Source organism: Halanaerobium saccharolyticum (assembly GCF_003259895.1).
In the GTDB taxonomy this organism is placed as follows: domain Bacteria; phylum Bacillota; class Halanaerobiia; order Halanaerobiales; family Halanaerobiaceae; genus Halanaerobium; species Halanaerobium saccharolyticum_A.
This window is the reverse complement of sequence record NZ_QLME01000014.1, coordinates 34053-58421: the sequence shown is the minus strand read 5'-3', so window position 1 is coordinate 58421 and position 24369 is coordinate 34053. Positions and strand designations below refer to the sequence as shown.

The 24369-nt window shown below is 35.2% G+C and carries 18 protein-coding genes and 1 pseudogene; 14 read left to right on the top strand and 5 right to left on the bottom strand.

The features are described from left to right. Positions 1-65: 65 nt before the first annotated feature. The 4 genes from C7958_RS09930 to C7958_RS09915 all read left to right on the top strand — a co-directional run bounded on the left by C7958_RS09930 (position 66) and on the right by C7958_RS09915 (position 6336). The gene (locus tag C7958_RS09930; protein ID WP_111572522.1) at positions 66-1343 is read left to right on the top strand and encodes an AAA family ATPase; all 1278 of its coding nucleotides are present in this window, start codon (positions 66-68) and stop codon (positions 1341-1343) included. Positions 1344-1347: 4 nt separating this feature from the next. Next, positions 1348-1875, top strand: a complete 528-nt coding sequence (locus C7958_RS15775) for a TOPRIM nucleotidyl transferase/hydrolase domain-containing protein (RefSeq protein ID WP_111572521.1) — start codon at positions 1348-1350, stop codon at positions 1873-1875. A gap of 82 nt (positions 1876-1957) precedes the next feature. Beyond that, the gene (locus tag C7958_RS09920; protein ID WP_111572520.1) at positions 1958-5125 is read left to right on the top strand and encodes an alpha-mannosidase; all 3168 of its coding nucleotides are present in this window, start codon (positions 1958-1960) and stop codon (positions 5123-5125) included. A gap of 92 nt (positions 5126-5217) precedes the next feature. Beyond that, positions 5218-6336 carry an aldo/keto reductase gene (locus C7958_RS09915; protein WP_111572519.1) on the top strand — a complete coding sequence of 373 codons (1119 nt, stop codon included), beginning with the start codon at positions 5218-5220 and terminating at the stop codon, positions 6334-6336. Between the two features lie 108 nt (positions 6337-6444). On the opposite strand, the gene C7958_RS09910 is transcribed toward C7958_RS09915, so the two are convergent. From C7958_RS09910 to cysK, 3 genes and pseudogenes are all read right to left on the bottom strand, one after another. After that, positions 6445-6825 carry a DUF362 domain-containing protein gene (locus tag C7958_RS09910; protein WP_243834321.1) on the bottom strand — a complete coding sequence of 127 codons (381 nt, stop codon included), beginning with the start codon at positions 6823-6825 and terminating at the stop codon, positions 6445-6447. A 6-nt stretch (positions 6826-6831) separates the two neighbouring features. After that, positions 6832-6954: pseudogene (locus C7958_RS16205) on the bottom strand (4Fe-4S binding protein); the annotation flags it as partial. Positions 6955-7193: 239 nt separating this feature from the next. Beyond that, on the bottom strand, positions 7194-8105 hold the full coding sequence (gene cysK / locus C7958_RS09905) for a cysteine synthase A (protein ID WP_111572518.1): 912 nt from the start codon (positions 8103-8105) through the stop codon (positions 7194-7196). 303 nt (positions 8106-8408) lie between these two features. Here cysK and C7958_RS09900 point away from each other — a divergent pair, with 303 nt between their 5' ends. From C7958_RS09900 to C7958_RS09885, 4 genes are all read left to right on the top strand, one after another. After that, positions 8409-8750, top strand: coding sequence for a phage holin family protein (locus C7958_RS09900; protein WP_111572517.1), 342 nt, complete (start codon positions 8409-8411; stop codon positions 8748-8750). 34 nt (positions 8751-8784) lie between these two features. Further along, positions 8785-9417 (top strand): hypothetical protein, encoded by a 633-nt coding sequence (locus C7958_RS09895; RefSeq protein ID WP_111572516.1) that lies wholly within the window; start codon positions 8785-8787, stop codon positions 9415-9417. Positions 9418-9549: 132 nt separating this feature from the next. Then, positions 9550-11295, top strand: a complete 1746-nt coding sequence (locus C7958_RS09890; protein WP_111572515.1) for a GumC family protein — start codon at positions 9550-9552, stop codon at positions 11293-11295. A gap of 186 nt (positions 11296-11481) precedes the next feature. Then, positions 11482-12318 carry a YveK family protein gene (locus C7958_RS09885; protein WP_111572514.1) on the top strand — a complete coding sequence of 279 codons (837 nt, stop codon included), beginning with the start codon at positions 11482-11484 and terminating at the stop codon, positions 12316-12318. A gap of 126 nt (positions 12319-12444) precedes the next feature. Here the strand turns inward: C7958_RS09885 and C7958_RS09880 are convergent, their stop codons facing one another. Next, positions 12445-13704, bottom strand: a complete 1260-nt coding sequence (locus C7958_RS09880; protein ID WP_111572513.1) for a glutamate--cysteine ligase — start codon at positions 13702-13704, stop codon at positions 12445-12447. 290 nt (positions 13705-13994) lie between these two features. On the opposite strand from C7958_RS09880, the gene C7958_RS09875 reads away from it, so the two are divergent. Continuing rightward, entirely contained in the window at positions 13995-15161 is a 1167-nt protein-coding gene (locus C7958_RS09875; RefSeq protein WP_111572512.1) for a nucleotide sugar dehydrogenase, read from the top strand. Between the two features lie 77 nt (positions 15162-15238). On the opposite strand, the gene C7958_RS09870 is transcribed toward C7958_RS09875, so the two are convergent. Then, positions 15239-15718, bottom strand: a complete 480-nt coding sequence (locus tag C7958_RS09870) for a hypothetical protein (RefSeq protein ID WP_111572511.1) — start codon at positions 15716-15718, stop codon at positions 15239-15241. A 370-nt stretch (positions 15719-16088) separates the two neighbouring features. Between C7958_RS09870 and C7958_RS09865 the strand changes: the two genes are divergently transcribed. The 5 genes from C7958_RS09865 (at position 16089) to C7958_RS09845 (ending at position 24080) form a co-directional block, all read left to right on the top strand. After that, positions 16089-18272, top strand: coding sequence for an HD domain-containing phosphohydrolase (locus C7958_RS09865; RefSeq protein ID WP_111572510.1), 2184 nt, complete (start codon positions 16089-16091; stop codon positions 18270-18272). A 65-nt stretch (positions 18273-18337) separates the two neighbouring features. Continuing rightward, on the top strand, positions 18338-19012 hold the full coding sequence (locus C7958_RS09860; protein ID WP_111572509.1) for a class I SAM-dependent methyltransferase: 675 nt from the start codon (positions 18338-18340) through the stop codon (positions 19010-19012). A gap of 175 nt (positions 19013-19187) precedes the next feature. Beyond that, complete coding sequence (gene nifJ, locus C7958_RS09855) at positions 19188-22718, top strand: pyruvate:ferredoxin (flavodoxin) oxidoreductase (protein WP_111572508.1); 3531 nt, start codon at positions 19188-19190, stop codon at positions 22716-22718. Between the two features lie 244 nt (positions 22719-22962). After that, on the top strand, positions 22963-23496 hold the full coding sequence (locus C7958_RS09850) for a transposase (RefSeq protein ID WP_111572507.1): 534 nt from the start codon (positions 22963-22965) through the stop codon (positions 23494-23496). A gap of 155 nt (positions 23497-23651) precedes the next feature. Further along, the gene (locus C7958_RS09845) at positions 23652-24080 is read left to right on the top strand and encodes an MgtC/SapB family protein (RefSeq protein WP_111572506.1); all 429 of its coding nucleotides are present in this window, start codon (positions 23652-23654) and stop codon (positions 24078-24080) included. The last annotated feature ends 289 nt before the right edge of the window (positions 24081-24369 follow it).

The following is a 24369-nucleotide window of genomic DNA, read 5'->3' as shown; positions in this document are numbered from 1 at the left end:
GATTATAATTTAAAATAATTAAAATTGCTGTATCTATTAAGCCTTGCCAGGCAGGAGGGATTAGAGTGGGAATAAAAAAAATAAAAGTTTCTAATTTTAAAAGTTTTAGAGAACTTGAAATTGAACTAAATCAATTTAATGTTTTTATTGGCGCCAATGCAGCCGGGAAGTCAAGTTTTATTCAGGTATTTGATTTTATCAGAGATATTATACAAAGTGGTTTGAGCAATGCCATTTCTATGCAGGGGGGAGTAGAATATCTCAGAAATATTAAGATTGGAGATCAACAGCCGCTTAAGCTAGAAATAATTTTTGATCGCCCCAATATACAGAAAATTGAAAAAGAAAATGAGAATAATTTGCTCTGTAGAGAAGCTTACGAAAGCAAATATCAGTTTGCAATTGAATTTAATGGTGAAGATTATAAAGTTATAGAAGATCAATTAACTTTAAAATTTAAATATTACGAAGTAGAAAAGCAGAATAAAATTGCAGAAAAAACCAGTAACCAAAAAGAACTGGGAGAAGTAATCCTAACATTACTGAAAGATAATAATAATCTTGATATTAAAATAAATAAAGATACTTTAATAACTGATCAAATAGAAATTAATCGCGAAAATATTTTACCTTCCTTTGTCGAAGAAATTTCAATATCTAGTAAAGAATTGATTTTAGAAACTCCCTTTGCTTTTATTATTGAGAGATCACTCAGAGAAATTTTAGGTGGGATTTCAATTTATAATATTAATCCACTATTATCTAAAAAAGCAACTCCAATAACTGGAAAAGCTGAATTAGAAGAAGATGGTGAGAATCTGGCAATTGTATTAAAAAATATAATAGAAAATAGGAACAAAGCAAGGAAATTTACTAATATTGTAAAAGATATTCTGCCGTTTGTCAATAATATTGATATAGAAAAATTTGCTGATAAATCCTTACTATTTAAACTTAAAGAAGAATATTCGGAAAAAGAATATATTCCAGCTTCAATTCTTTCTGATGGAACAATTAGTACAATTGCTCTGGTGATTGCACTTTATTTTGAAGATAAAAAAATCGCAATAATTGAGGAGCCGGAAAGAAATATTCATCCCCATTTGATTTCTAAATTAGTTGATATGTTTGTTGATGCATCGGCAAATAAGCAAATTTTGATCACCACCCATAATCCAGAACTGATTAAATATATTGATCTGCGGAATCTTTTTTTAGTCCATCGTGATCCAGACGGGTTTTCTAAAATCACAAAACCGGTAGAGAAAAAGGAAGTGCAGGTATTTTTAGATAATGACATGGGTATAGACGATTTATATATACAAAATTTGCTGGGGGTGTAGCTTTTTGTATAAGCGATTATATATTTTGGTAGAAGGCAATGATGATGAAAGATTTTTTAATGAAATAATTAAACCACTATTTAAAGATGATTATGATCATATAATTATCTGGCAATATGCTCAGCAAAAATATAAGAATATTAAAAAATTTATAGCTAGTATAAACTCTATGGGAGCCGATTATTTTTTTGTTGGGGATTTGGATGAGAACAATTGTGTTATTGAAAAGAAACGGAAAGTTTTAGAGACTTTTGATTATCTAGCTTTTAATAGAATAATTGTGGTAATAAAAGAAATTGAAAGCTGGTATCTTGCAGGATTAGATGGAGAGTCAAGCAATAGCCTTGGGATTAAAAGTTTTAAGAACACTGATGAATTATTTAAAGAAGATTTTAATGATTTGATAGCAACTAAATACGATTCGAGAATTGATTTTATGAGAGAAGTATTAAAAATCTTTTCAATTGAAACTGCAGTTCAAAAAAATAAATCAATAAATTATTTTTTAAATAAATTTACTAGTATAATGTAATTTGAGTTTTATAATATTTTATCAGAATTTTAATGTCTCAATTAATAATAGATATATTGATTATATTAAAGGAGTGAAAATAATGTTTTTTAAAGCAGGAAAAATTGAACGATATTTAAAAGATTTAAAATCAGTCTTAAACCAGAAAGAAATAGCAATTGAAAAATTCAAAAAATATCCAGCCAGCCTTCAGAATAAATCTCTGCCTGATTTTACAAAACTTGCAGGAGAAGATTTTAAGGTGGGAGAAAGCTGGGGAGGGAAAGATAAAAGCTGCTGGTTTAGGGCTGGGATTGAAGTACCTGATAGCTGGAAAGAACTGCAGGGGAATATTTATTTAGAAATCATCCCCGGCCGGGGCCATTCTGGAGGTTTAAATGGAGCTGAATCACTGCTTTATTTAAACGAAAAACCCTTACAGGGACTGGACCGCAATCACTCCCTGGTCAAGTTAAGCAGAAAAGACTTAGAAAATAAAAACTTAGAAATAGCAGTTAAAGCTTTCAGCGGTCCCGGATCAGAAAAGCAGCAGTTTAAAAAAGCTGCTCTAGTTTTTAGAGATCAAAACATAGAAGAGTTTTACAGATTGGCTGAGACTTTAAGTCAATCTATAGAAACAATGGCTGCAGGTGAAAATTTGCGGCATAAACTTTTAAACAGACTTAATCAGGCCTTTAATTTGATTGATTTTAGGAAACCGGGTTCAGCTAAATTTCTGCAGTCGGCAGCTGAAGCCAATCAATATCTTAAAGATTCACTGGCAGAGCTGAAGTCAGAGTCGAATCTGCCTCAGCTAACAGCAGTTGGACATTCTCATATTGATGTAGCCTGGCTCTGGCGGCTGCTGCACACAAGGGAAAAGACTGCCCGGACATTTTCTACAGTTTTAAAACTAATGGATGAATATCCAGATTACACCTTTGTCCAGTCAAGTCCTCAGCTATATAAATTTATTAAAGAAGACTATCCGGAAATATACGCCAGGATTAAAGAAAAAATTGAAGCAGGTAACTGGGAAGTTACCGGTGGAATGTGGGTTGAAGCTGACTGCAATCTGACTTCGGGTGAGTCTCTGGTCAGACAATTTTTACACGGGCAGCGATTCCTTAAAGAAGAATTTGATCTGGAGTGGAATATACTCTGGCTGCCTGATGTTTTTGGATATTCCTGGGCCCTGCCCCAGATTATTAAAAAAAGCGGGATGCAGTATTTTATGACCACTAAAATTAGCTGGAGTCAGTTTAATCGGCCAGAATATGACACCTTTAACTGGCGGGGAATTGACGGCACCGAAGTTCTAACCCATTTTATTACAACACCTGAAGTCAATAATGACGAGTCTTTCTACACTTACAATGGACTTTTAGATCCCGAGTCTGTTAAAGGCAGCTGGGATAATTATCAACAGAAAGATATTAATGACGAGCTTCTCCTGGCTTACGGCTGGGGTGATGGTGGAGGGGGTCCAACCCGCAAAATGATTGAAGCAGGCAAAAATATGCAGCAGATTCCAGGCCTGCCTAAAATTAAATTTGGCAGTGCTGAAGCTTACTTTGCCAGGCTGGCAGAAAGAGTAAGTGAGAATGAGGATTTGCCCGTCTGGGATGGTGAGCTTTATCTGGAATATCACCGGGGTACCTATACCTCTCAGGCTGAAATCAAAAAAAATAATAGAAAAGCAGAAATTATACTCCATGACACAGAGTTGTTCAGGTCTTTTGCCGCTCTAGAAGCTGATCTGGATTATCCGGCTGAAAATCTGAAGGAAAACTGGGAAATTTTACTTAAAAATCAATTTCATGATATTCTTCCCGGATCTTCAATCAAAGAAGTCTATCAGGATAGTGCAGCAGAATTTAAAGAACTTTTTGCAAGTACAGAAAGTCTTTTAAACAGCAGCTTAGAGAAAATTGCAGCCCAGATAAAGGGATCAGAAAAGAAGCTGGTTGTTTTTAATTCTCTGCCCTGGCAGCGCTCGGATTATATCAAATTTGATGGACGAGAAATTATGATTGACGATGTTCCTGCCAGCGGTTATAAAGCCTATAATATTGTAGAAAGCAGTGAAGGTCTAAAACTGGAAGCTGAAATCGAGGCTCAAAAAGAAGCTGATTTCAAAAAAAGCCAGATAAATTATTTAATTGCCAAAAGTAAGGCTCAGACGGCTGGGGCCAGCAGCAAAAGAAATCTTCTGAAAACAGAAGTAGAGAAAAACTTGATAGAAAATAGATATTATCGGATAAAATTAAATGAGCAGGGACAGATTACTTCAATTTACGACCGCGAGTTTCAGCGAGAAATAATCCCTGAGGGTAAAAAAGCCAACCTGCTGCAGGCATTTGAGGATCGACCAATGAATTATAATGCCTGGGATATCGATATTTACTATCAGGAAAAGGAATATATAGTTGACCAGCTGCAGCAGCTAAAAATAGACAAAATAGATGATAGAATAATTGTTAATCTGGAATGGAAGTTTCTGGATTCTACAATTTCACAGCAGCTGATTGTTTATGCCAATCAGAGGCGAATAGATTTTAAAACAGATATAGACTGGCAGGAAGAGCAGATTCTGCTAAAAACTGCTTTTCCGGTGGATGTTCGCAGTACGACAGCTACTTATGAGATTCAATTTGGAAATGTTGAGCGGAGCACCCACTGGAATACAAGCTGGGATTACGCTAAATTCGAAACTGTGGGCCAGAAATGGGTAGATCTTTCCGAAAGAGATTATGGAGTTAGTCTTTTAAATGACTGTAAATATGGACATGATATTAAAGACCAGACAATGCGGCTGAGTCTGATTAAATCAGGGGTTGATCCCGATCCAGAGGCAGATCAGGGCCCGCACAGCTTTACCTACAGCATCTATCCCCATGGTGGTGACTGGTTTGAGGCAGAGACTGCAAAAGAAGCCTATGAGCTAAATTATCCTCTCCAGACAGTAATTACTCAGAGTCAATCTGGTGAGCAGCCACAGCAGAAATCATTTATAGAAGTTGAGGCAGAGAGTACCATTTTAGAAACGGTTAAAAAAGCAGAAACCAGTGATGATTTGATCTTGAGATTTTATGAATACGGCAGCCGCAGAGAAAAAGTTAGAGTTGATCTGGGGCGAGAGCTGAAAAAAGTCAGTGAATGTAATTTAGTTGAAGAAAACAGCAGGGAAATTGAAGCTGAAAATTATTATTTCGAGTTTGAAATAAAGCCCTATGAAATCAAAACATTTAAAGTCAAATTGGAGGATTAATTAAGCCAGAAATAATGGGTATGTTCTAATTTAGCAAATCAATATCTGGAAAAGTATATTCAATTAAATTATTTAACATGGGGGAATTAAAAATGAAGAAGAGAAAACTTGGAAAAACTGGTTTAGAAATTAGTCTGCTGGGATTTGGAGGTTTTCACTTAATAGAAATTCCGGCTGATCAAGCTGCTGGTTTATTAAATACTTACTTAGATCGTGGGGGCAATTACCTGGAAACAGCAGCTTCTTATGGTGATGGAGAGTCAGAAAAGAAAATTGGCGAAATAGTAAAACAGAGAAGAGATGAGCTTATTTTGGCCAGCAAGACCGGGGTCAGGGATGCCGAAGGAGCGATGGAGGAAATAGATCGCAGTCTAAAAAATCTGCAGACAGATCAGCTTGACATAATTTTTATGCACGGAGTTGGTGATGAGGATGATTTAAAAGAAATTTTAAAACCCGGTGGCTCACTGGAGGCTGCCAAAAAGGCAAAAGAGATGGGAAAAGTAAAGCATATTGGAATTACCGGTCACGGCCAGCCAGATGTTTTAATTGAGGCTTTAAAAACTGGAGAATTCGAAGTGATGATGACTCATTTTAATTATTTTGATAACTTTAATTTTCCCAGATTAGAACAGGAGCTGCTGCCCTTAGTTAAAGAAAAAAATATTGGCACTCTCTGTATGAAGCCCCTGGCCGACGGATTTTTGTGGCAGAATGTAGAAGACGCTTTTCGTTATGTTTTTTCACTGCCGATAGATACTGTTGTGACAGGGATGAACAATCAGGAAATGCTGGAGATGGATCTCAAACTGGCAGCAGAATTTGAGCCAATGACTGCAGTTGAGAAGGAAGAATTATTTAAAAATGCAGAAGAATTAGGCGATTATGTCTGCCGTCAGTGTAAAGAGTGTACTGTATCCAGGCAAGATGGAGAAAACATAAAAGATGTATTTAGAATGGAAGGCTATTATGACCGCCAGATGTATGATGGAAGACCCAGGAATCCTGCCGACTATGCTCTGCGTGACCGTCTGCGCTTCTGGTTTGGGGATCAGAAGCTGGCGGAAAAAAGATATAAGCAGCTGGAAATAAAAGCAGCAGATTTATTAAAAAAGACGGCTGAATTTAAAGCCTGTAAATATGGTTTAAATATCAAAGACAAATTAGAAATTGTCGATTATAAATTAGGAGAAAGTGAAATAATGCAGTAAGTAAAAATAAAAAAGGTCAGGTTCCCGCGCGATTTGTCTAATCTTGCTCTGGCAGCATTTAACGGCTGCCTGCAAAATTCACGGGTTCCTGCCCTTTTTTCTTCCATTTTACAGAGAAATCAATTCATATTCTTTTGAGCCCATTCCGATTTCAGCAGCATAGTCAATCTGCCTTACTCCTCCATCAGTACTGGGATGAACTGCTTTAAACTTATTTTCTCCAGGCTCTAAATCTCGATCTTCGAGCATTCCCTTTGGTTCAGCCTTGTTAACCAGGTCCAGGGAAGCCTGCTCCAGGGCAACCGGATCTTTAGAGGCTAAAATCCCGATATCATTAACGATCGGGCGATCACTCCAGCCGGCACAGTCACAGTCAGGAGAAACATTAGTGATAAAATTGAGATAGATATTCTTTCTATCTTTAACAATACCATAAGTGAATTCTACCTGACGTTCTTCCATTCCTTCACTGGTGGATTCCCATTCCACAGCAATTGCATCTGTGGGACAGGTAACAACACATTCTCCACAGCCAATACAGATTTGATGATTGATTGTGCTTTCCTGATCATTGATAGTAATACAATCTACAGGGCAGTGTTTGACACACTGCCTGATAAAATAATTTTCCCAGCTTATTTACCAGACTTTCACTGCCAGATGAAGCCTGCCCAGGTACCCGGTGCGTGAACATAAATGAACACAAGCAAACATATCTAGACATGGAAATAGCCCGGTAGGTTGGGGGTCCTCCGGGCCTTTCACAGGGGAAATTCTTCTATATCAAATTATCGGGGTAAACTTTATTAAAAAACATAAAATTGGTTAAATTTGGTTGCGTAAACGGCAGCGGTACTTTAACCGAAGACTCCGGTTGAGAGGTAACGCTCACCTGTGTCAGGTGCGATTACTACAATTCGTTTATCTTTACCTACTTCTTCAGCTAACCTGAGAGCGGCAGCAACTGCAGCTCCAGTTGAAATTCCGGCAAAGATACCTTCTTTTGCTGCTAAGTCTTTAGCAGCTGCAAAAGCTTCGTCATTTGTTATTTTTTCCACTCGATCTATAATTTCAGTATTCAAAACCTCAGGTATAAATCCAGCTCCAATACCCTGAATCTTATGTGGTCCAGGTTCACCGCCAGAGATAACAGCTGAGTTTTCAGGCTCGACTGCTACTACCTTAAGATTATTAATTCTTTTTTTAAGTTCCTCACCGGTTCCAGTAATTGTACCACCGGTTCCTACTCCTGCCACAAAATAATCAATTTTACCCTGAGTTTCAGTAATTATTTCTTTAGCAGTAGTTTTGCGGTGAATATCCGGATTAGCAGGATTGGTAAACTGAGAAGGAATAAATCCATCTCTCTCAGCAGCAATTTCTTCTGCTTTAGAGATTGCACCTTTCATACCCTCGGAAGCCTGAGTTAAAATTAATTCTGCCCCGTAGGCTTTAAGCATCTGCCTTCTTTCCTGACTCATTGATTCGGGCATCGTTAAAACGACTTCATAACCTTTAGCAGCTCCTACCATTGCAATTCCAATTCCGGTATTACCGCTGGTTGGTTCCACCAAAACTCCACCTGGCTCAATTTTGCCAGCTTTTTCAGCTTCCCTGATCATATTAAAAGCAATTCTATCTTTTACACTGCCGCCGGGATTAAAGCTCTCCAGTTTGAGAACAACCTCAGCAGAATTATCATTTACTAAATTATTAAGTCGAACTAAAGGTGTATTTCCTATCAGTTCAGTTACATTATCAAAAATCATAAAATTACCTCCTAAAATCATTTCCGAGTTAAAGCTTCTAAAGTTGAGCACTTTACTTTGATTTATATTATAATATAGTATTTAGAGACTGTCAACTATATCATAAAAAATGAATATAGAAGTTGTTCCAGATAAAATTAATCAGCCGCTAAAACTTTGACATTTTTTTCAAAAAAGGTATAATGTAATTATCAAAGAAATAAATAATAATGGAATAAAAGCTAAAGTAAAATGAAGACTAAATAGTTAATTAAATTTATGATGGCTTATAACCTGTCAAATTTCAAAAAGGAGGAATTTATTATGTCTCATTTTTTTGCAAAAGTATTTTCTACAATGGTGGCTCTTATAGTGGCGGCTTATCTACTGCCGGGAATTACAGTGACCGGTGTCTGGGCTGGATTTTTTGCAGCAGTAGTCCTGGGTTTTGTTAACGGGTTTATCAGACCGATTTTTACAATCCTGACCATTCCTTTTACAATCTTAACTTTTGGCCTATTTTTACTGGTGATCAATGCAATCATGCTGGCTTTAACCTCTGTTTTAGTTCCAGGTTTTGCAGTCAGCGGTTTCTTTTCAGCTTTAATTGCTTCGATAATTGTTAGTTTTGTCTCCAGTATTTTACACAGCATGTTTGAAGAATAATTTTTCCAGGGAACTTTGTGAGGGGGAGAAAAAAATGAAAAAACATTTAGTTGCTTTTATCCTGCTGTTTTTAATAGCAGTTATGCTGAGTCCGGCTGTTTTTGCAGATCAGATTGAACTTCAAAATGGACAGCAGCTCAGGGGAGATGTCCAGAATTCAAGTTTAACTCTGCAGACTTCTTATGCCGAATTAAATCTTCAGAGCCAGTATATCAATAAAATAGATAGGGCAAATGGAAATTTTGTGATCAGAGCTTCTGCCAGCAATAGGTTTAGCGGCCAATTACTTTCTGATATTACTTTTCTGGCAAATGGAGGAGAACAGACTTTTGCTGCTTCAGAAATCAGCAGTGTTGATTTTTCTAATAGTAATGCATTTAATGATAATACCCAGATTTCAGTAAGTCTAAGAAATGGAGACTTTTTCTCGGCCAGTACAGTAGATAATTCTATTAGTGTGAATACTTCTCTGGGCAGCCTAAATATTAGTTATAACAATTTAACTACTATTGAATATCTGAGTGGAGAGGATATCTTTTTAATTAGACGCAATAATGCTTCTGATATTGAGGCAAATCTGGGTGGGCAGCAAATAATTGTCTGGCCGGCTGCCGCTGAGATTGTTGAGCTTGAATTTGATTATGTGAGTGAGATTGCTTTCAACTAAAAACTTTTATCATAAGTTTCCTATTCTGATCATAAAATATTTTGTCGGAATTTGCTTCTTGAAAAATGGCTTATATTATAATAGTATTAATGTCAGTAAGATGTTGAATAGTACAATAAAGGGGGGTTTTTTATGGAAAATGAACCGGATCCGAATTATTACGATGAATATGAAATAGATTTAAGAGAATACATAATGCTTTTATGGAATAATAAATTTTTTATTGGTGGTTTAGTAATCCTGGCAATTATAATCGCATTTGCTTATAGTACATTTATGGTTGAGCCAGTTTATGAGGCTAAATCAACTTTATTAATTTTAACACCCAACTATACAACCTCTCTGGAGGTAGAATCTTTTTCTATAGATACATATAGAAATTTAGCAACTACTGATTCAATTAGACAAAAAATTATAGAAGATTTAGATTTAAGAAATAAACAAGGTGAAAGATATAGTGCTGATCAATTAGAGAGTATGATGAGTATTGAAATTCTAGCCTCAGAAGAGAGTGATAATGGAGACGCCCCATTAATTGAATTGAGGGTAAAAAGTAAAGAACCAGAATTAGCAGCAGATATAGCTAATGCCTGGGCAGAAAACTTTATTAATGATAGTAGAGAAATAAGACAAAATGAAGTTCTAGAGGTTGCTACAGTTATTCAGGAACAGTTTGAAGATACTGAGGAAAAATTAAATAATCTTAAATCTGATTTATTAGCTTTCAATAAAGAAAATAGACTTGGATTATTGAGGCAACACTTGAATAATAAAGAGAAATCGTTAAATGAGAATAATAAAAGGATATTAGAACTTGAAAAAAATATGGGTACTAAAAATGCTCAATATGAAAATACAATAGAGCAGTTAGAAAGTATGGAAGAAAATGGTGTCTGGATCGGAGAGTTAAATAATGAAGAATATAGTGATGATAATTATAACTTGTTAAAGATTAAAGATCAATATCTTGGTTATCAGCAACAATTAAAAACTTTTAATCAGAAATATGATTTAGATCTTTTGCAGAAAGAAATAGAATTAGCAAGAAGTAATATAATTAAATATAAAAATACTATTTCAGAGTTTGAAAATGAGTTAATTGATTTAAGAGAAGAAAATAAAGAACTATCTAAATTACTTGAAAAAGAAGATGATAGATGGATAGTTAATAGAAGTATTGATAATAATACTTTATGGGCTAATATTTTCTCTGAGTCAGAAATTAATGTATTGGAAAAGTTAAAACTTGAAAATGAAATAATTAATCCGATTTATAAAAAAGCAAAAGATAATTTAACTGACAATCTTATAGTTACTGAAAAGAGACCAAATTTAATTGATTATTATAATACTCAGATTACAAATGAACAGTCAAAGCTTGAAAATTTAAATAAAAAGTATTATTCTTTAAAATTAGAAAAAGATAATATTGATAATAATTTATCTGTTTATCGGGACTCTTATAATAATTATGCTCAAAAATATAAAGAATTAATAAACAAAAAAGTTAATTTAGAATTGGAAATTGAAGAAATAGATGCTGAACTAGCTTATTCTAGAAATAATGAAAAAAAATTAACTTCTGAGATTAAAGAAATACAGAATCAATTATGGGAAGGCGAAAACAAAAAATCTTTACTTGAACAAAAAATTGATGATGTACAAAATACTTATGATTCTCTTGCTTCTAGAGTGGAGGAAGCAAGAATTACTGAGGCTCAGAGAACTAGTGATGTTAAATTTTATGCTGAAGCAATTACACCTTCAAGACCATTAGCTAATAATAAGAAGCTTAATATAGCTATTGCTGCAGTTCTGGCATTAATGCTGGCAGTATTTATAGTTTTCTTTAAAGAATTTATGAAAGAAGACAACTAAACTACAAAATAATATTAATCCCCCTTTTCGTAAGTTGATTATCAAATAATTTACGACAAGGGGGATTTTGTGCTTAAATGAACTTTATAGTATTTTGATAATATGTCGAAATATGTTGTTTTTTATCAAAAATCAATGTAAAATGTAGTAAGGAGGTTCAAATATATTATGTAAGGAGAGATTTAGATGAAAAATGAAAATGACAGTGCTAATCAGCAGATGTATTATGATGAATACGAAATTGATCTTAGAGAATACATAATTCTGTTATGGAATAATAAATTTTTTATAATCGGATTGGCAGTTGTCGCTGTAATTGCTGCTTATTTAGCCAGTTCCTTTGTTATGGATCCGACCTATCAAACCAGAGCAAGAATCCAGCTTTCAAATTATGAGGGTTTATATAGTGAGCCAGATACAGCAGTACAACTTTTGAGCAGTACTGATTTAATGCAGAGGGTTATGTCAGAATTAGAGGTTGAGATGTCAGCAGCAAGATTGAATTCTTATATCAACAATAATTTAACTGTCAACCAGATTGGTAACACTTCTATTCTCTCAATAACTGTAAAAAATAATGAACCACAATTGACATTAGATATAACAGAAGGAATTATTACTAATTTTGAAAATGACTCTAATCAATATTTTCAAAACAAAATTGACAATGAAAGAGAATATATTTCAGATTTAAAAGCTGATTTAAAAACTCTTAATTCAAATATAGATCGAAACCAGGAATTAATTTCAGAAAGTAGAGAAGAAGGAGAATTAGAAACTGTTTCTTTATTAATTCAAGAAAATTCTTCTCTTCAGAACTCTAGAAGATCATTAAGAAGTGAAATTGAGGAAAAAGAGACCAAATTATTAAACTTTTACCCTTTAGAAGTGCTTGACGCGCCGTATTTGCCCGAAAATCCAATTAGTCCAAATACTAAACTGAATGTTGCTATTGCAGCAGTTCTGGCCTTAATGCTGGCAGTTTTTATAGTCTTCTTTAAAGAATTTATGAAAGAAGAATAATTAAAAATATTGTTTCTTATATAAATGATATAAAAATCAAATAGAAACTGAAAACCCCGGCTGATTTCGAAAAAACTGGTCCAGAGGCAAATCCTGGAGCAGCTGAAATTGCCGGGGTTTAATTATTTAGTTTAAAAGACACCAGTCAAGGGCCTCTTTTTTTCCCTGCTTTAGATTGGATAGAGTTTTAAATTTGAATCTGCCGTAATCTAAATATAGTTTTTTGAGTTCTTTTAAATAATTCAAATCAGGCTGATCTAATGCAGCCTCTGCGCGCTTAAATATTTCTATTATCAATTTTTCTCTTTTAGAATTTTTTTCGGTTCTCAGGATTTCTTCTCTGAACTTTAAAAACTGCTGCTGATTGTAGCTTAAAGACAGCTGATAAAGATAATCGAGATTTTCCTGATTATAAAATAAAGATTTCAGGAGGGCAGCAAAAGCAAAATTGTAAGGATATGGCAGGGCATCTGCTGACCTGATTTCTATGTATTTTTTAGTTCTAACATCTGGAAAAACCATAGAGATAAAATGTTCAACTTCTTCTAACTTATCATTTTCCATGACATTTTTTAAAAGCTGATCATCAGTATAGAGCAGTTCCTCCTCTTTTTTTCTGATAATGGGAGGAGTATTTAAAAGATATTCTGCATAATCGCTGTAGCCAAATTCTTTATCGAAAATACCTTCAATAATACCCGACCGCTGGCTGTCACAGTTGGTCCAGATTTCTTCTCTGATGCTGGAGTTAGCTGCCGGCTGGCCTTCAAAAAACGGAGTATTGTCAAAAAGATAATAGATTAAAGGAGATAAAAAGTAGCCGACCCGCATTTTTTTAGTATAATCTTTTTCATTTATATAGTCAATGTTCATCTGGACTGAGGCAGTGCCTTTCATCATATGATGTGCATATTTGCCGGTGTTTTTAAAATACTTGTACATAAAATCATAACGCTTTTTGGGCAGCATCGGGATATCCTTAATTGAACTTCTGGGCTGATAACCCAGTACAGCTAGTTTTTGACCCCTTTTATTTAAAATCTCTTTCAGTTCTTCTATAAATTCAAGGTAAATTTTTTCTGTTTTTTCAAGCCCGGGGAAAGGAGCAATACTGATTTCCAGCTGTCCACCTGGTTCAAGAGTTACAATTTTTTCATTAGCTTTGAGCCCAATTAAATGTTCTTTTTCATAAACTTTTTCCCATTCTCCCTGGCCCAGACTGTGCAGCAGTGACTCTATACCCTGCTCTCCAAAATAATCTACAGCAGTGAGGTCTTCATTTAAAATTAGGTGTTCAAATTCCATGCCTATTTTATGATCTTCTTTTTTGCTTTCAGCACTTTTAAAATATCTAACAAATGTGTCAATCTGTTTTTGGTAGTCCATAATCTTTCCTTTCCTTTTGGATATTTATGTTTGTTTACTTTCATTTATGTTCACATATGTTCACGCACCGGGTAGATTCAGGGTGCTAAAGTTGATTGATTAGCTTATATATTATATTATAACTCAAAATTGCTTTTCCTGCATCTAAAATCAAATTATTTTTAGATTAGAAGTTTCAAACAGTAAAAATTGTCGAGCTTTAGGTTTGAATCTCGACCCTTTTTGTAATAAAATTAGAGTTGAGAAATTATTCATTAATAATAAAATTTACATACAGGGAGAATGATAATATGAAAATCACAGTAGCAGGAGCTGGATATGTGGGGCTGTCCAATGCAGTTTTACTTGCTCAAAACCATGAGGTAACTGCAGTAGATGTAATCGAGGAAAAGGTAGAGATGATTAATCGAAGAGAGTCTCCAATTGTTGACCAGGAACTGGAAGACTATCTGGCCAATAAGGAGCTTGATTTAAAGGCGACAACTGATTCGCTAAAAGCTTATCGTGAGGCGGACTATGTGATTATCGCTACTCCAACAAATTATGATCCGGATCAAAACTATTTTAACACCAGAACAGTTGAGGCTGTTGTAGCAAATGTACTTTCTTTTAACGAAGATGCGGTAATGATTATCAAATCAACAGTTCCAGTTGGCTATACTAAAGAATTACGGGAAAAATTTGATACAGAAAACATCATATTTTCCCCCGAATTTTTACGAGAGGGTAAGGCTCTTTACGATAATCTTTATCCTTCCCGGATTATTGTGGGGGAACAGTCTGAAAGAGCAGAAGAGTTTGCTGGCCTTTTAGTAGAGGGAGCAAAAAAGGAAGATATCCAGGTTTTATTTACCGATTCGACTGAGGCAGAGGCAATAAAGTTATTTGCCAATACCTATCTGGCCATGCGAGTTGCCTTTTTTAATGAGCTGGACACCTATGCCGAAGTTAGAGACTTAGACAGCAAACAGATTATTGAAGGAGTTGGTCTGGATCCGCGAATTGGAGATCACTACAACAATCCTTCTTTTGGCTATGGCGGCTACTGTCTTCCCAAAGATACCAAACAGCTGCTTGCTAATTACGAAGATGTTCCCAACAATATTATGCAGGCGATTGTTGATGCCAATCGAACCAGAAAAGATCACATTGCCGAAATGATAGTTAAACAGCAGCCGGAAAAAGTCGGGATTTATCGCTTAACAATGAAGAAGAACTCGGATAACTTTAGACAGTCCTCTGTCCAGGGAGTTATGAAGCGCATCAAAGCTAAAGGAATAGAGGTAGTAGTTTATGAGCCGGCTCTGGAAGACGATCAATTCTATAGATCAAGAGTTATTAAGGATTTAGATGAGTTTAAAGCAGAATCAGAGATTATAATTGCCAACCGAATGGCTGCTGAGCTGGAAGATGTAGAGGAAAAGGTTTATACCAGAGATTTATTTAATAATAATTAATGTGCCCTTATAATTTGCACTTACCGTTTACCACCCGAATTATGTCGAAATTTATCGACTAAATTCGGGTGGTTTTTTTAAAATTCTACTCCTCCAGTGACCAGAATTCCGGCGTCAGCAAAAGGTATAATATCCAGCCTGAAAGGTTCGCGCCTTAAGCCAAAACTAAAAACTGCTGCCGGAAAAGTTCCCATCTCATGCATCCAGGTAGAATACCTTCCGTCTTCATCATCATATCCGTGGACGATGCCATAGGTAAATTTAGCCGTTATTTCGGTCCTGCCGACTGAAAATAAATGATAGTTTGTTCCCTTATAAATATAAAAAGTGTCCTGCTCATAGGTGTTATTAAAAAAAGCAATCCCACATAAATCATTATCTGAGTAGTGTTTTTCCAGTCCAATCAGATTTTGTTCATTGTTTTGATAATCTTTTTGACTGTAATGATGAGTATGAAAACTTGTCTGGATATAATAATTTTCTAATTCAGCCGCCTGCAGAGGACAGACTAAAAACAAAATTATAATTAATTTTATTATTATTGATTTAAGTTTCATAAAAAACCTCCATTAATTAAATTGTTAGAAGGAATTAAAAAATCAGTTTAACATTTTGGGATGATTAGTATAATTTATTGTAACATCTTTATTATTGCTTGCAAAGCTGCAGCAAAATTCAGTTCTATGGATAAATTGGCAGGGTTTCAATCTAGTTTGTCGATTTTTTATTTTCTAAGATAATTTTTTATAATTTTCAAAATTATAAAGGAATTTAGAAACTAATAACTAATATATTTAGTAACAGTCACTATTTTTTTAAGCAATTTGGCCTGGTTAATAAAAATAAAACAAAGGGGTATTATTAATTATAAAGAACGGAAGCAGCCGCAAGCCAGAGCAATACCTTCCCCAAACGGAGGAATAAATTATGCTGAATTTTTTAAAAGAAGAAAAGAAGATAATAATCATTTATTTAATTGTTGGTTTTGCCTGGATTTATTTCTCTGATAGGATTTTATTGACTGTAGTTAATGATGTAGAAACTTTTAATCGGCTCCAGACTTTTAAGGGAGCTTTTTATGTTTTATTTACTGCTGTTCTGCTTTTCATTTTAATTAAGAGGCATGTTGACAGTTTAAAAGAGTCAAAAGAAGAAGTTTATGCTTTAAATGAGCAGCTGACAGCCTATAATGAAGAGCTGCTGGCAATGAATGAAGAATTGGATCAGTCTTTAGATGAACTGAATGAGCTCAATGAAAGATTTATTTCAATGATAAATATGGTATCAGATCTGGGAGAAGAGAACAAAACTAACGAAATGGAGTTTTTATCAAATTTACTAAAAAGCGCAGTCAAAATAGTTCCCGAAGCTGATTATGGAAAAATATATTTAATAAAGGGTGATATCTGCAATTTTATAGATGCTATAGGTCATGATATTGAGATTTTAAAAAATATCAAAATCGATAAGAGTAATTTGCTTAATTATAATAAATCAGAAGCCTTTACCTCACAGGACTGCTTAATTAATATGGAGGGGATTTCAACAGAAACTGAACAAAAACTTGCAAAAGCTTTAAAACCAATAAAAAAATCTCTGAATATCAATATTATGACAAATCAAACTCTCAGGGGGCGAATTTCTCTCGATATTGCTGCAGACAGCAGCAGAGAATTTCGGGATACAACAAAGAAGGTAATGGAGTCTTTTGCCACTTTAGCCTCTACATTTTTTGCCTTTAAACATTACGAAGATTTACAGGGGCGTTTTACCAGAGAACTAATTTCTGCAATCATTAAAATTTTAGAAATTTATGATCCTTATACCAGGGGGCATTCAGAAAATGTGGCTGAGTTAGCGTCCGCCATTGCTGAGAAAATGGGACTTTCAAGGAAATTGATTACTGATACCTACTGGGCAGGTATGGTGCATGACATTGGAAAATTATTGGTGCCGGTAAATATTTTAAATAAAAAAGGAAAATTAAACAACACCGAATATGAAATAATAAAAAATCATCCCGTCTGGGGCAGTGAAGCTCTATCCAATTCTGCTTCTTTAAAACATATTTCAGAATATATTTTATATCACCACGAAAGATGGGATGGCAAAGGATACCCGGAAGGATTAAAAAACGAGCAGATTCCACTGGTTGCTCAAATACTTTCTGTGGCCGACTCCTGGGATGCAATGAGATCTGAACGATCCTACAGGAATCCTTTAAGCCAAAAAAAGGCTTTGTTGGAAATAAAAAATAATAAAAAATCTCAATTTGCACCTGAGGTTGTAGATGCATTTTTAGAACTGCTAAAAAATAATAATTTAGATCAGGAAAATCAGCAGAATAACAGGGAAAAGATTTTTCTGAGTAATGTTGATGAAAATTACTTTGAACAATTATTTGATCAGAGTGCTGAAGGAATAGTTATTCTGGACAATAATTTTAGGGTTGTTAAATCAAATCAGCACTTTTTAGAAATGTTTGGCTATCAGAGAAATGAAATTTTAAACAAACAGATCAAAGAGATAGTAGTTCCGGCAGAAAAAAGTTCAGAAACCGATAATTTTATGGAAATGGTCGAAAATGGAGAGAGGGTCAATGCCCGCTCATTTCGGCATAAAAAGAATGGGGAAAAAATTGAAGTCTCGATTCAGGGTTTTCCCATTTCACTTAACCGGGGGGATTACGGCTATTATATTATTTACCAGGATATTACGGAATTCAAGAATTTAGAAAGAAAGTATATCAGTTCTCGCGGAAAATACAGGGCTCTCTTCGAAAATGAAGAGGTTGTGATGCTGATTATTGATCCTGCTGATGGGCAAATCATTGATGCTAATCCTGCAGCCGAAAATTTTTATGGCTGGAACAGAGAAAAATTGATATCAATGAAAATTTCAGAAATAAACATTTTAGATCAGGAAGAGGTAAAAAAAGAAATGCAGCAGGCCAGAGAAAAAAACAGAAATCATTTTAATTTTAAACACAGGACCGCAAATGATAAAATTAAAGATGTAGAAGTCTACAGCCAGCCAATTCCATTTGCCAAAAAAGAATATTTATATTCAATTATTCACGAAAAATCGAAAGTGATGGCAGAAAGTTTTTAGAAGTTTTATTTAATAAATAAGCAGCTTTAATCCAGGCGAAATTAGGAAGAATTGAGGTGGGGGAAATGGACTTATTTACTCTGGCAGCTCCTGTTTTTGATCTGGCAATGAAAATTTCCGGACACAATCAGGTTCTGGTTGAACTGGGAAATAGAATTAAGAAAGATGAGCTAAAAAGACATTCGAATGGAAATCGAAACTCGTTTAATTTAAATCAGACAAAATTTAAAACAGAACAGAAGTCTGAAAAGAAAAAGTCATCAATAAAATTACTTGATCTGGGAGGTGGAACCGGAGAACTGGCAAATCACCTCCCTAAAAATCTGAAAGTAACAGTTGCCGATCCTTCTCAGGCAATGCTGGCTAAGGGCAGAAAAAAAGAATTTAGTCAGGAAGTAAAATTTGAGCTGGCAGATGGTGCAGATCTCCCTTTTGCAGCTGAGACTTTTGATTATTTAACAATTTCGGATGCTCTGCACCATTTCCGCCAGGTGGAAACAGCTTTAAATGAGGCTGCAAGAGTTCTCAAACCGGGAGGAAAACTCTATATTTTGGAATTTGACCCCACTACACTTTTCACAAAAACCATTATCTTTTTTGAAAAAATTGCAGGAGAGCCGGTTAATTTTTATCAGCCGCAAAAAATGGCAGAAATGATGGCTGAAAGCGGACTAAAAACGGAGGCAGAATACCTTAATAAATCACTCTATATTATTACTGCCAAAAAAGCTGCTGGATAAAGCAAAATCAAGGCCCGGATAATAGTGCGGTTATTTAAAGAATTCGAATAATTTCGAATACCAAAAAATCCCCTTTAAAAGTTGTGAAATATTTGACAGCAGAATTGTAAAGTATTATACTTAAAGAGGAAATAAATAATAAAAATTTACCTTATTAATAGGAGGGAAAGTTATAATGGCAAATCAAATGAAGACCATGGATGGAAACACTGCTGCAGCTCATGTAGCATATGCTTTTACAGACGTAGCAGCTATCTATCCTATTACTCCTTCATCTCCAATGGCTGAATTAGTCGACTCATGGAGTGCTAACGGTCGCAAGAACATTTTCGACCAGGAAGTGAAGTTGACTGAAATGCAGTCTGAGGGAGGAGCATCTGGTGCAGTACACGGTTCCTTGGTGGCAGGCGCTTTGACAACTACTTTTACAGCTTCTCAGGGATTATTACTGATGCTGCCTAATATGTACAAAATCGCCGGTGAATTATTACCTGGTGTTTTTCATGTTAGTGCACGTACTGTTGCTACACATGCTCTATCAATTTTTGGTGACCACTCTGATGTAATGGCTGCCCGTCAGACAGGTACAGCTATGATTGCTGCTGGTAGTGTTCAGGAAGTTATGGACTTAGCTGGTGTTGCTCATCTGGCATCTATTAAATCAAGTGTTCCGTTTGTACATTTCTTTGATGGTTTTAGAACATCTCATGAGTATCAAAAAATAGAAGTTTTAGATTATGATGATCTGGCAGAATTGGTTGACTACGGTAAGGTTAGCGAATTCAGACACAGAGCTTTAAATCCTGAGCGTCCTGTAACAATGGGTACAGCTCAAAATCCGGATATTTTCTTCCAGGCTCGCGAAGCTGCAAACGGTTTCTATGATGCAGTGCCTGATATTGTAGAAGATTATATGCAGGATATTTCCGAATTAACAGGTAGAGAATACCATCCATTTAACTATGTAGGTGCAGAAGATGCTGAATATGTAATTGTGGCAATGGGTTCTGTAACTGATACTATCGAAGAAACTGTTAAATACTTAGTTGATCAGGGAGAAAAAGTTGGTCTGATTAAAGTAAGATTATATCGTCCATTCTCCGAAAAATACTTCATGAAAGCTCTTCCAGAAACTGCTGAGAAGATTGCTGTATTAGATAGAACTAAAGAACCTGGTGCAGTAGGGGAACCACTTTATGAAGATGTAAGATCATTATTCTATGATCATGAAAAGCGTCCTGTTATTGTTGGTGGACGTTATGGTTTAAGTTCTAAGGATACTACACCTACTCAAATTAAGGCTGTATTTGATAACCTTAGAAAAGATAAGCCTAAAAATCAGTTTACTATTGGTATTAAAGATGATGTGACCCATACCAATCTTGAACTTAATGAACATATTAATACTTCTCCAGCAGATACAGTTCGCTGTAAATTCTGGGGTCTTGGTTCTGATGGTACTGTTGGTGCTAACAAAAATGCTATCAAAATTATTGGTGATAATACAGACAAGTATGCTCAGGCATATTTCTCTTATGACTCCAAAAAATCTGGTGGTGTAACAGTATCTCACTTAAGATTTGGTAATGAGCCAATTAAGTCAACTTACTTAATTGATGAGGCAGACTATGTAGCCTGTCATAACGAATCTTATGTAGATAAATTTGAGATGGTACAGGATCTAAAAGACGGTGGAAGCTTTGTTCTTAACTGTACCTGGTCAGCAGAAGAGTTAGACAAAAATCTTCCTGCAGAAATGAAGAAATATATCGCTGATCACGATATTAATTTCTATACAATTAACGCTGTAGATATCGCTCAGGAAGTTGGCTTAGGCCAGAGAATCAACATGGTTATGCAGACTGCTTTCTTTGAGGTAGCTGATATTATTCCTGTTGATGAAGCCATTGAATATCTAAAAGAAGCTATTCAGAAATCTTATGGACACAAAGGTGATAAGATTGTTGAAATGAATAATAAAGCTGTAGATAAAGCTATGGATGCCTTAGTTAAAATTGATGTACCTGCTGAATGGTCAAGTGCAGTAGATGCAGAAGAGGAAGAGGAAGCAGACGTGCCAGAATTCGTTAAAAATGTACTTAAAGTTGTTAATGCACAAAAAGGTGATGATTTACCTGTTAGTACATTTGTTGGCCGTGAAGATGGACACTTCCCTCCAGGGCTATCTAAGTATGAAAAACGTGGAATCGCAGTTAATGTACCTAACTGGTTAAGCGACAAGTGTATCCAGTGTAACCAGTGTTCATTAGCATGTCCACATGCTGTTATCAGACCTTTCTTACTGGATGAAGAAGAAGCTGCAGCAGCTCCAGAAGGATTTGAAACTCTGGATGCACGCGGTAAGCAGTTAGAAGGTTTACAGTACAAGATCCAGGTGAGTCCTTATGACTGTACTGGTTGTGGTGTTTGTGCTGAGGTATGTCCTGTTGATGCGTTAGAAATGACTTCATTTGCAGAAATGGCAGCCAAAGAAGCAGACAACTGGGATTATGCTATTGACGAAATATCTATTAAAGATGACTTAATGGATGCTGTTAATATTAAAGGTAGTCAGTTCCAGGAACCACTACTTGAGTTCCACGGTGCCTGTGCCGGATGTGGAGAAACAGCTTATGCTAAGCTAGTTACACAGTTATTCGGAGACAGAATGTTAATTGCTAACGCTACAGGTTGTTCTTCAATCTGGGGTGGATCTGCTCCTGTATCTGTTTACTCTACTAATCCAGAAGGACACGGACCAGCCTGGGCTAACTCCTTATTTGAGGATAACGCCGAGTATGGTTATGGTATGTTCTTAGCTAATCAGCAGATTAGAGCTAAAATTGCTGACCTGATGGAAGAAGCAATTGAGCTTAACCTGGATCCAGAGTTAACTGAATTAATGAAAGAAATGTTAGATAACTATAATGACGGCGAGAAGACTCAAGAAATCAAGAAGAAAATGATGCCTTTACTCGCTAAGTACAGTGAAAACGAAGTAATTGCTGAGATCGTAGACCGCAAAGAATTTATTACTAAAAAATCTCAGTGGATCTTCGGTGGAGACGGCTGGGCTTATGATATCGGTTATGGTGGATTAGACCACGTTATCGCTTCTGGTGATGATGTAAATGTATTAGTCTTTGATACAGAGGTTTATTCTAATACCGGTGGACAGTCCTCTAAAGCTACTCCAACAGCTGCAGCTGCTAAGTTTGCTGCTTCTGGTAAGAAGATCAAGAAGAAAGACTTAGGCCAGATGGCTATGACTTACGGCTATGTTTATGTAGCTCAGATTTCTCTGGGAGCTAATATGAACCAGGCTATCAAAGCTATCGCCGAAGCTGAAGCATATGATGGACCTTCCATCGTAATTGCTTACTCACCATGTATTTCTCATGGACTTAAAGCTGGTATGGGCTGCAGTGTGAGCCAGGAAAAAGATGCTGTTAAAGCAGGTTACTGGCATTTATTCCGCTTCAACCCAGAGCTTAAAGAGCAAGGCAAGAATCCATTCAGCATGGATTCTAAAGAGCCTACTGAAAGCTTCAGAGATTTCTTACTCAGTGAGGTACGTTTCTCCTCCTTACAGAAGACATTCCCTGAAATTGCTGAAGAGCTCTTTGAAAAATCAGAAAAGGATGCAGAAGAACGCTATCAGTCCTACAAGAGACTGGAAACAGCTTATGCTCCTGAAGAAGAGTAAGGCTAAAGAAAAAACAGCTTAAAAATAAATAAGATCAAAGATAAAAGACCAGCGGGACGCCGCTGGTCTTTTTGCGTTTATGTGCGTTTATGTTTATTTATGTACACGCACCGTGAACCTGTCGAATTATGTAAAACTTTGCGTACGAAATAATATTTTTTATTTTATTATGTAAAATAATTGAAATTAATAAAATAAAAGGATATAATATAATTAAAGTAAAATAATGAAAGGAAGGATGATCATGGGCCATCAAAAAAGAGTCTGGTATCCGGGAGCAAAATATCACATAATCTGCAGAGGTAATAAGAAGCAAAATATTTTTTTAGATGCTGTTGATCATCTGATCTATTTAGATATAATTAAAGAAGTAAAAGCAAGACATGATTACAGTATTTTAACTTATTGCCTGATGCCCAACCATGTTCATCTTCAAATTAAAACAAAAGATATTGAAATCTGGAGAATTATGAGAGAAGTTAACTGGCGTTATGCAAGATATTTTAATGAGCGATATAACACAGTTGGCCATGTTTTTCAGGGGCGCTATGGTTCCAAAATAATAGAAAATAATTATTATAATTTAGTTGTTAATCGCTATATTCATCTGAATCCAGTTAAAGATAAGCTTACCTTAAAACCTGGAGATTATCGCTGGAGCAGTTATAGTATATATCTGGGAGAAGAAAAAAGTGAGCTGGTGGATGAGGGAGAAATTCTGAGCTATTTTGATGGAAAAAGAAGTTTATATAATAAATTTATAATGAGTTTTGTCTAAAATCATTAAAATTGAGAGCAAATAAAAAAAGACCATTGAAGTTTATTCAACAGCCTGAGAATTTAAAGTGTTAAGCAGTTATTAATAAAAATATTAAAGGATTGGAATCAATTACGAAGAATATTATATATAGAAAGATTCTGGAGGTGATTTTTTTGATTTTAAATTGGATAGGAATTTTCAGGTTAATTTTAGCTGCAGTATTGGCGGCTTTAATTGGATATGATAGAGAGAAGCAGAATAAAGCGGCAGGGATCAGAACAAATGTAATTGTTGCTGTTATTTCCTGTGTGATTATGATTTTGTCAGTAGAAGTTGCACAGGCTGGTAAAACGTTAAGTGGGGTGGAAGGTGACCCGGCGCGCCTGGCAGCTCAGGTGGTAAGCGGAATTGGTTTTTTAGGTGCTGGTACTATTTTGAAACAGGAAGATAAGATTGAAGGATTGACCACAGCAGCCAGCCTCTGGGGAGTTGCCGGTCTTGGTCTGGCAATAGGTTATGGTTTATATGATATTTCAATTGCAGCATCTTTAATAATATTTTTTAGTCTGCGGGTTGCTCCTTCACTTAAGAGGAGAGTCTAGAAGCCAGCAGGGATTGAAGTAGAAATCCCGGTCGATATTATAATTTGGAGACAGTTGAAAATTAATTTGAAATTGATTTTAAATTTATCTTTTAGCTTTTATTAAAATAAAAAATAAAATATCAGAAACCATTTTGAAGGCCTAATTTAGCGATTGGGTCTTTTCCTATGGGCTTAAATAATGAAAATTATTTGACAATTATTAATATTGCTTGATATAATTTTAACATAAACTAAATAATTATACTTTTAGTTAAACAAAAAAACTAAAGAAATTTTCTGGGAGTGAT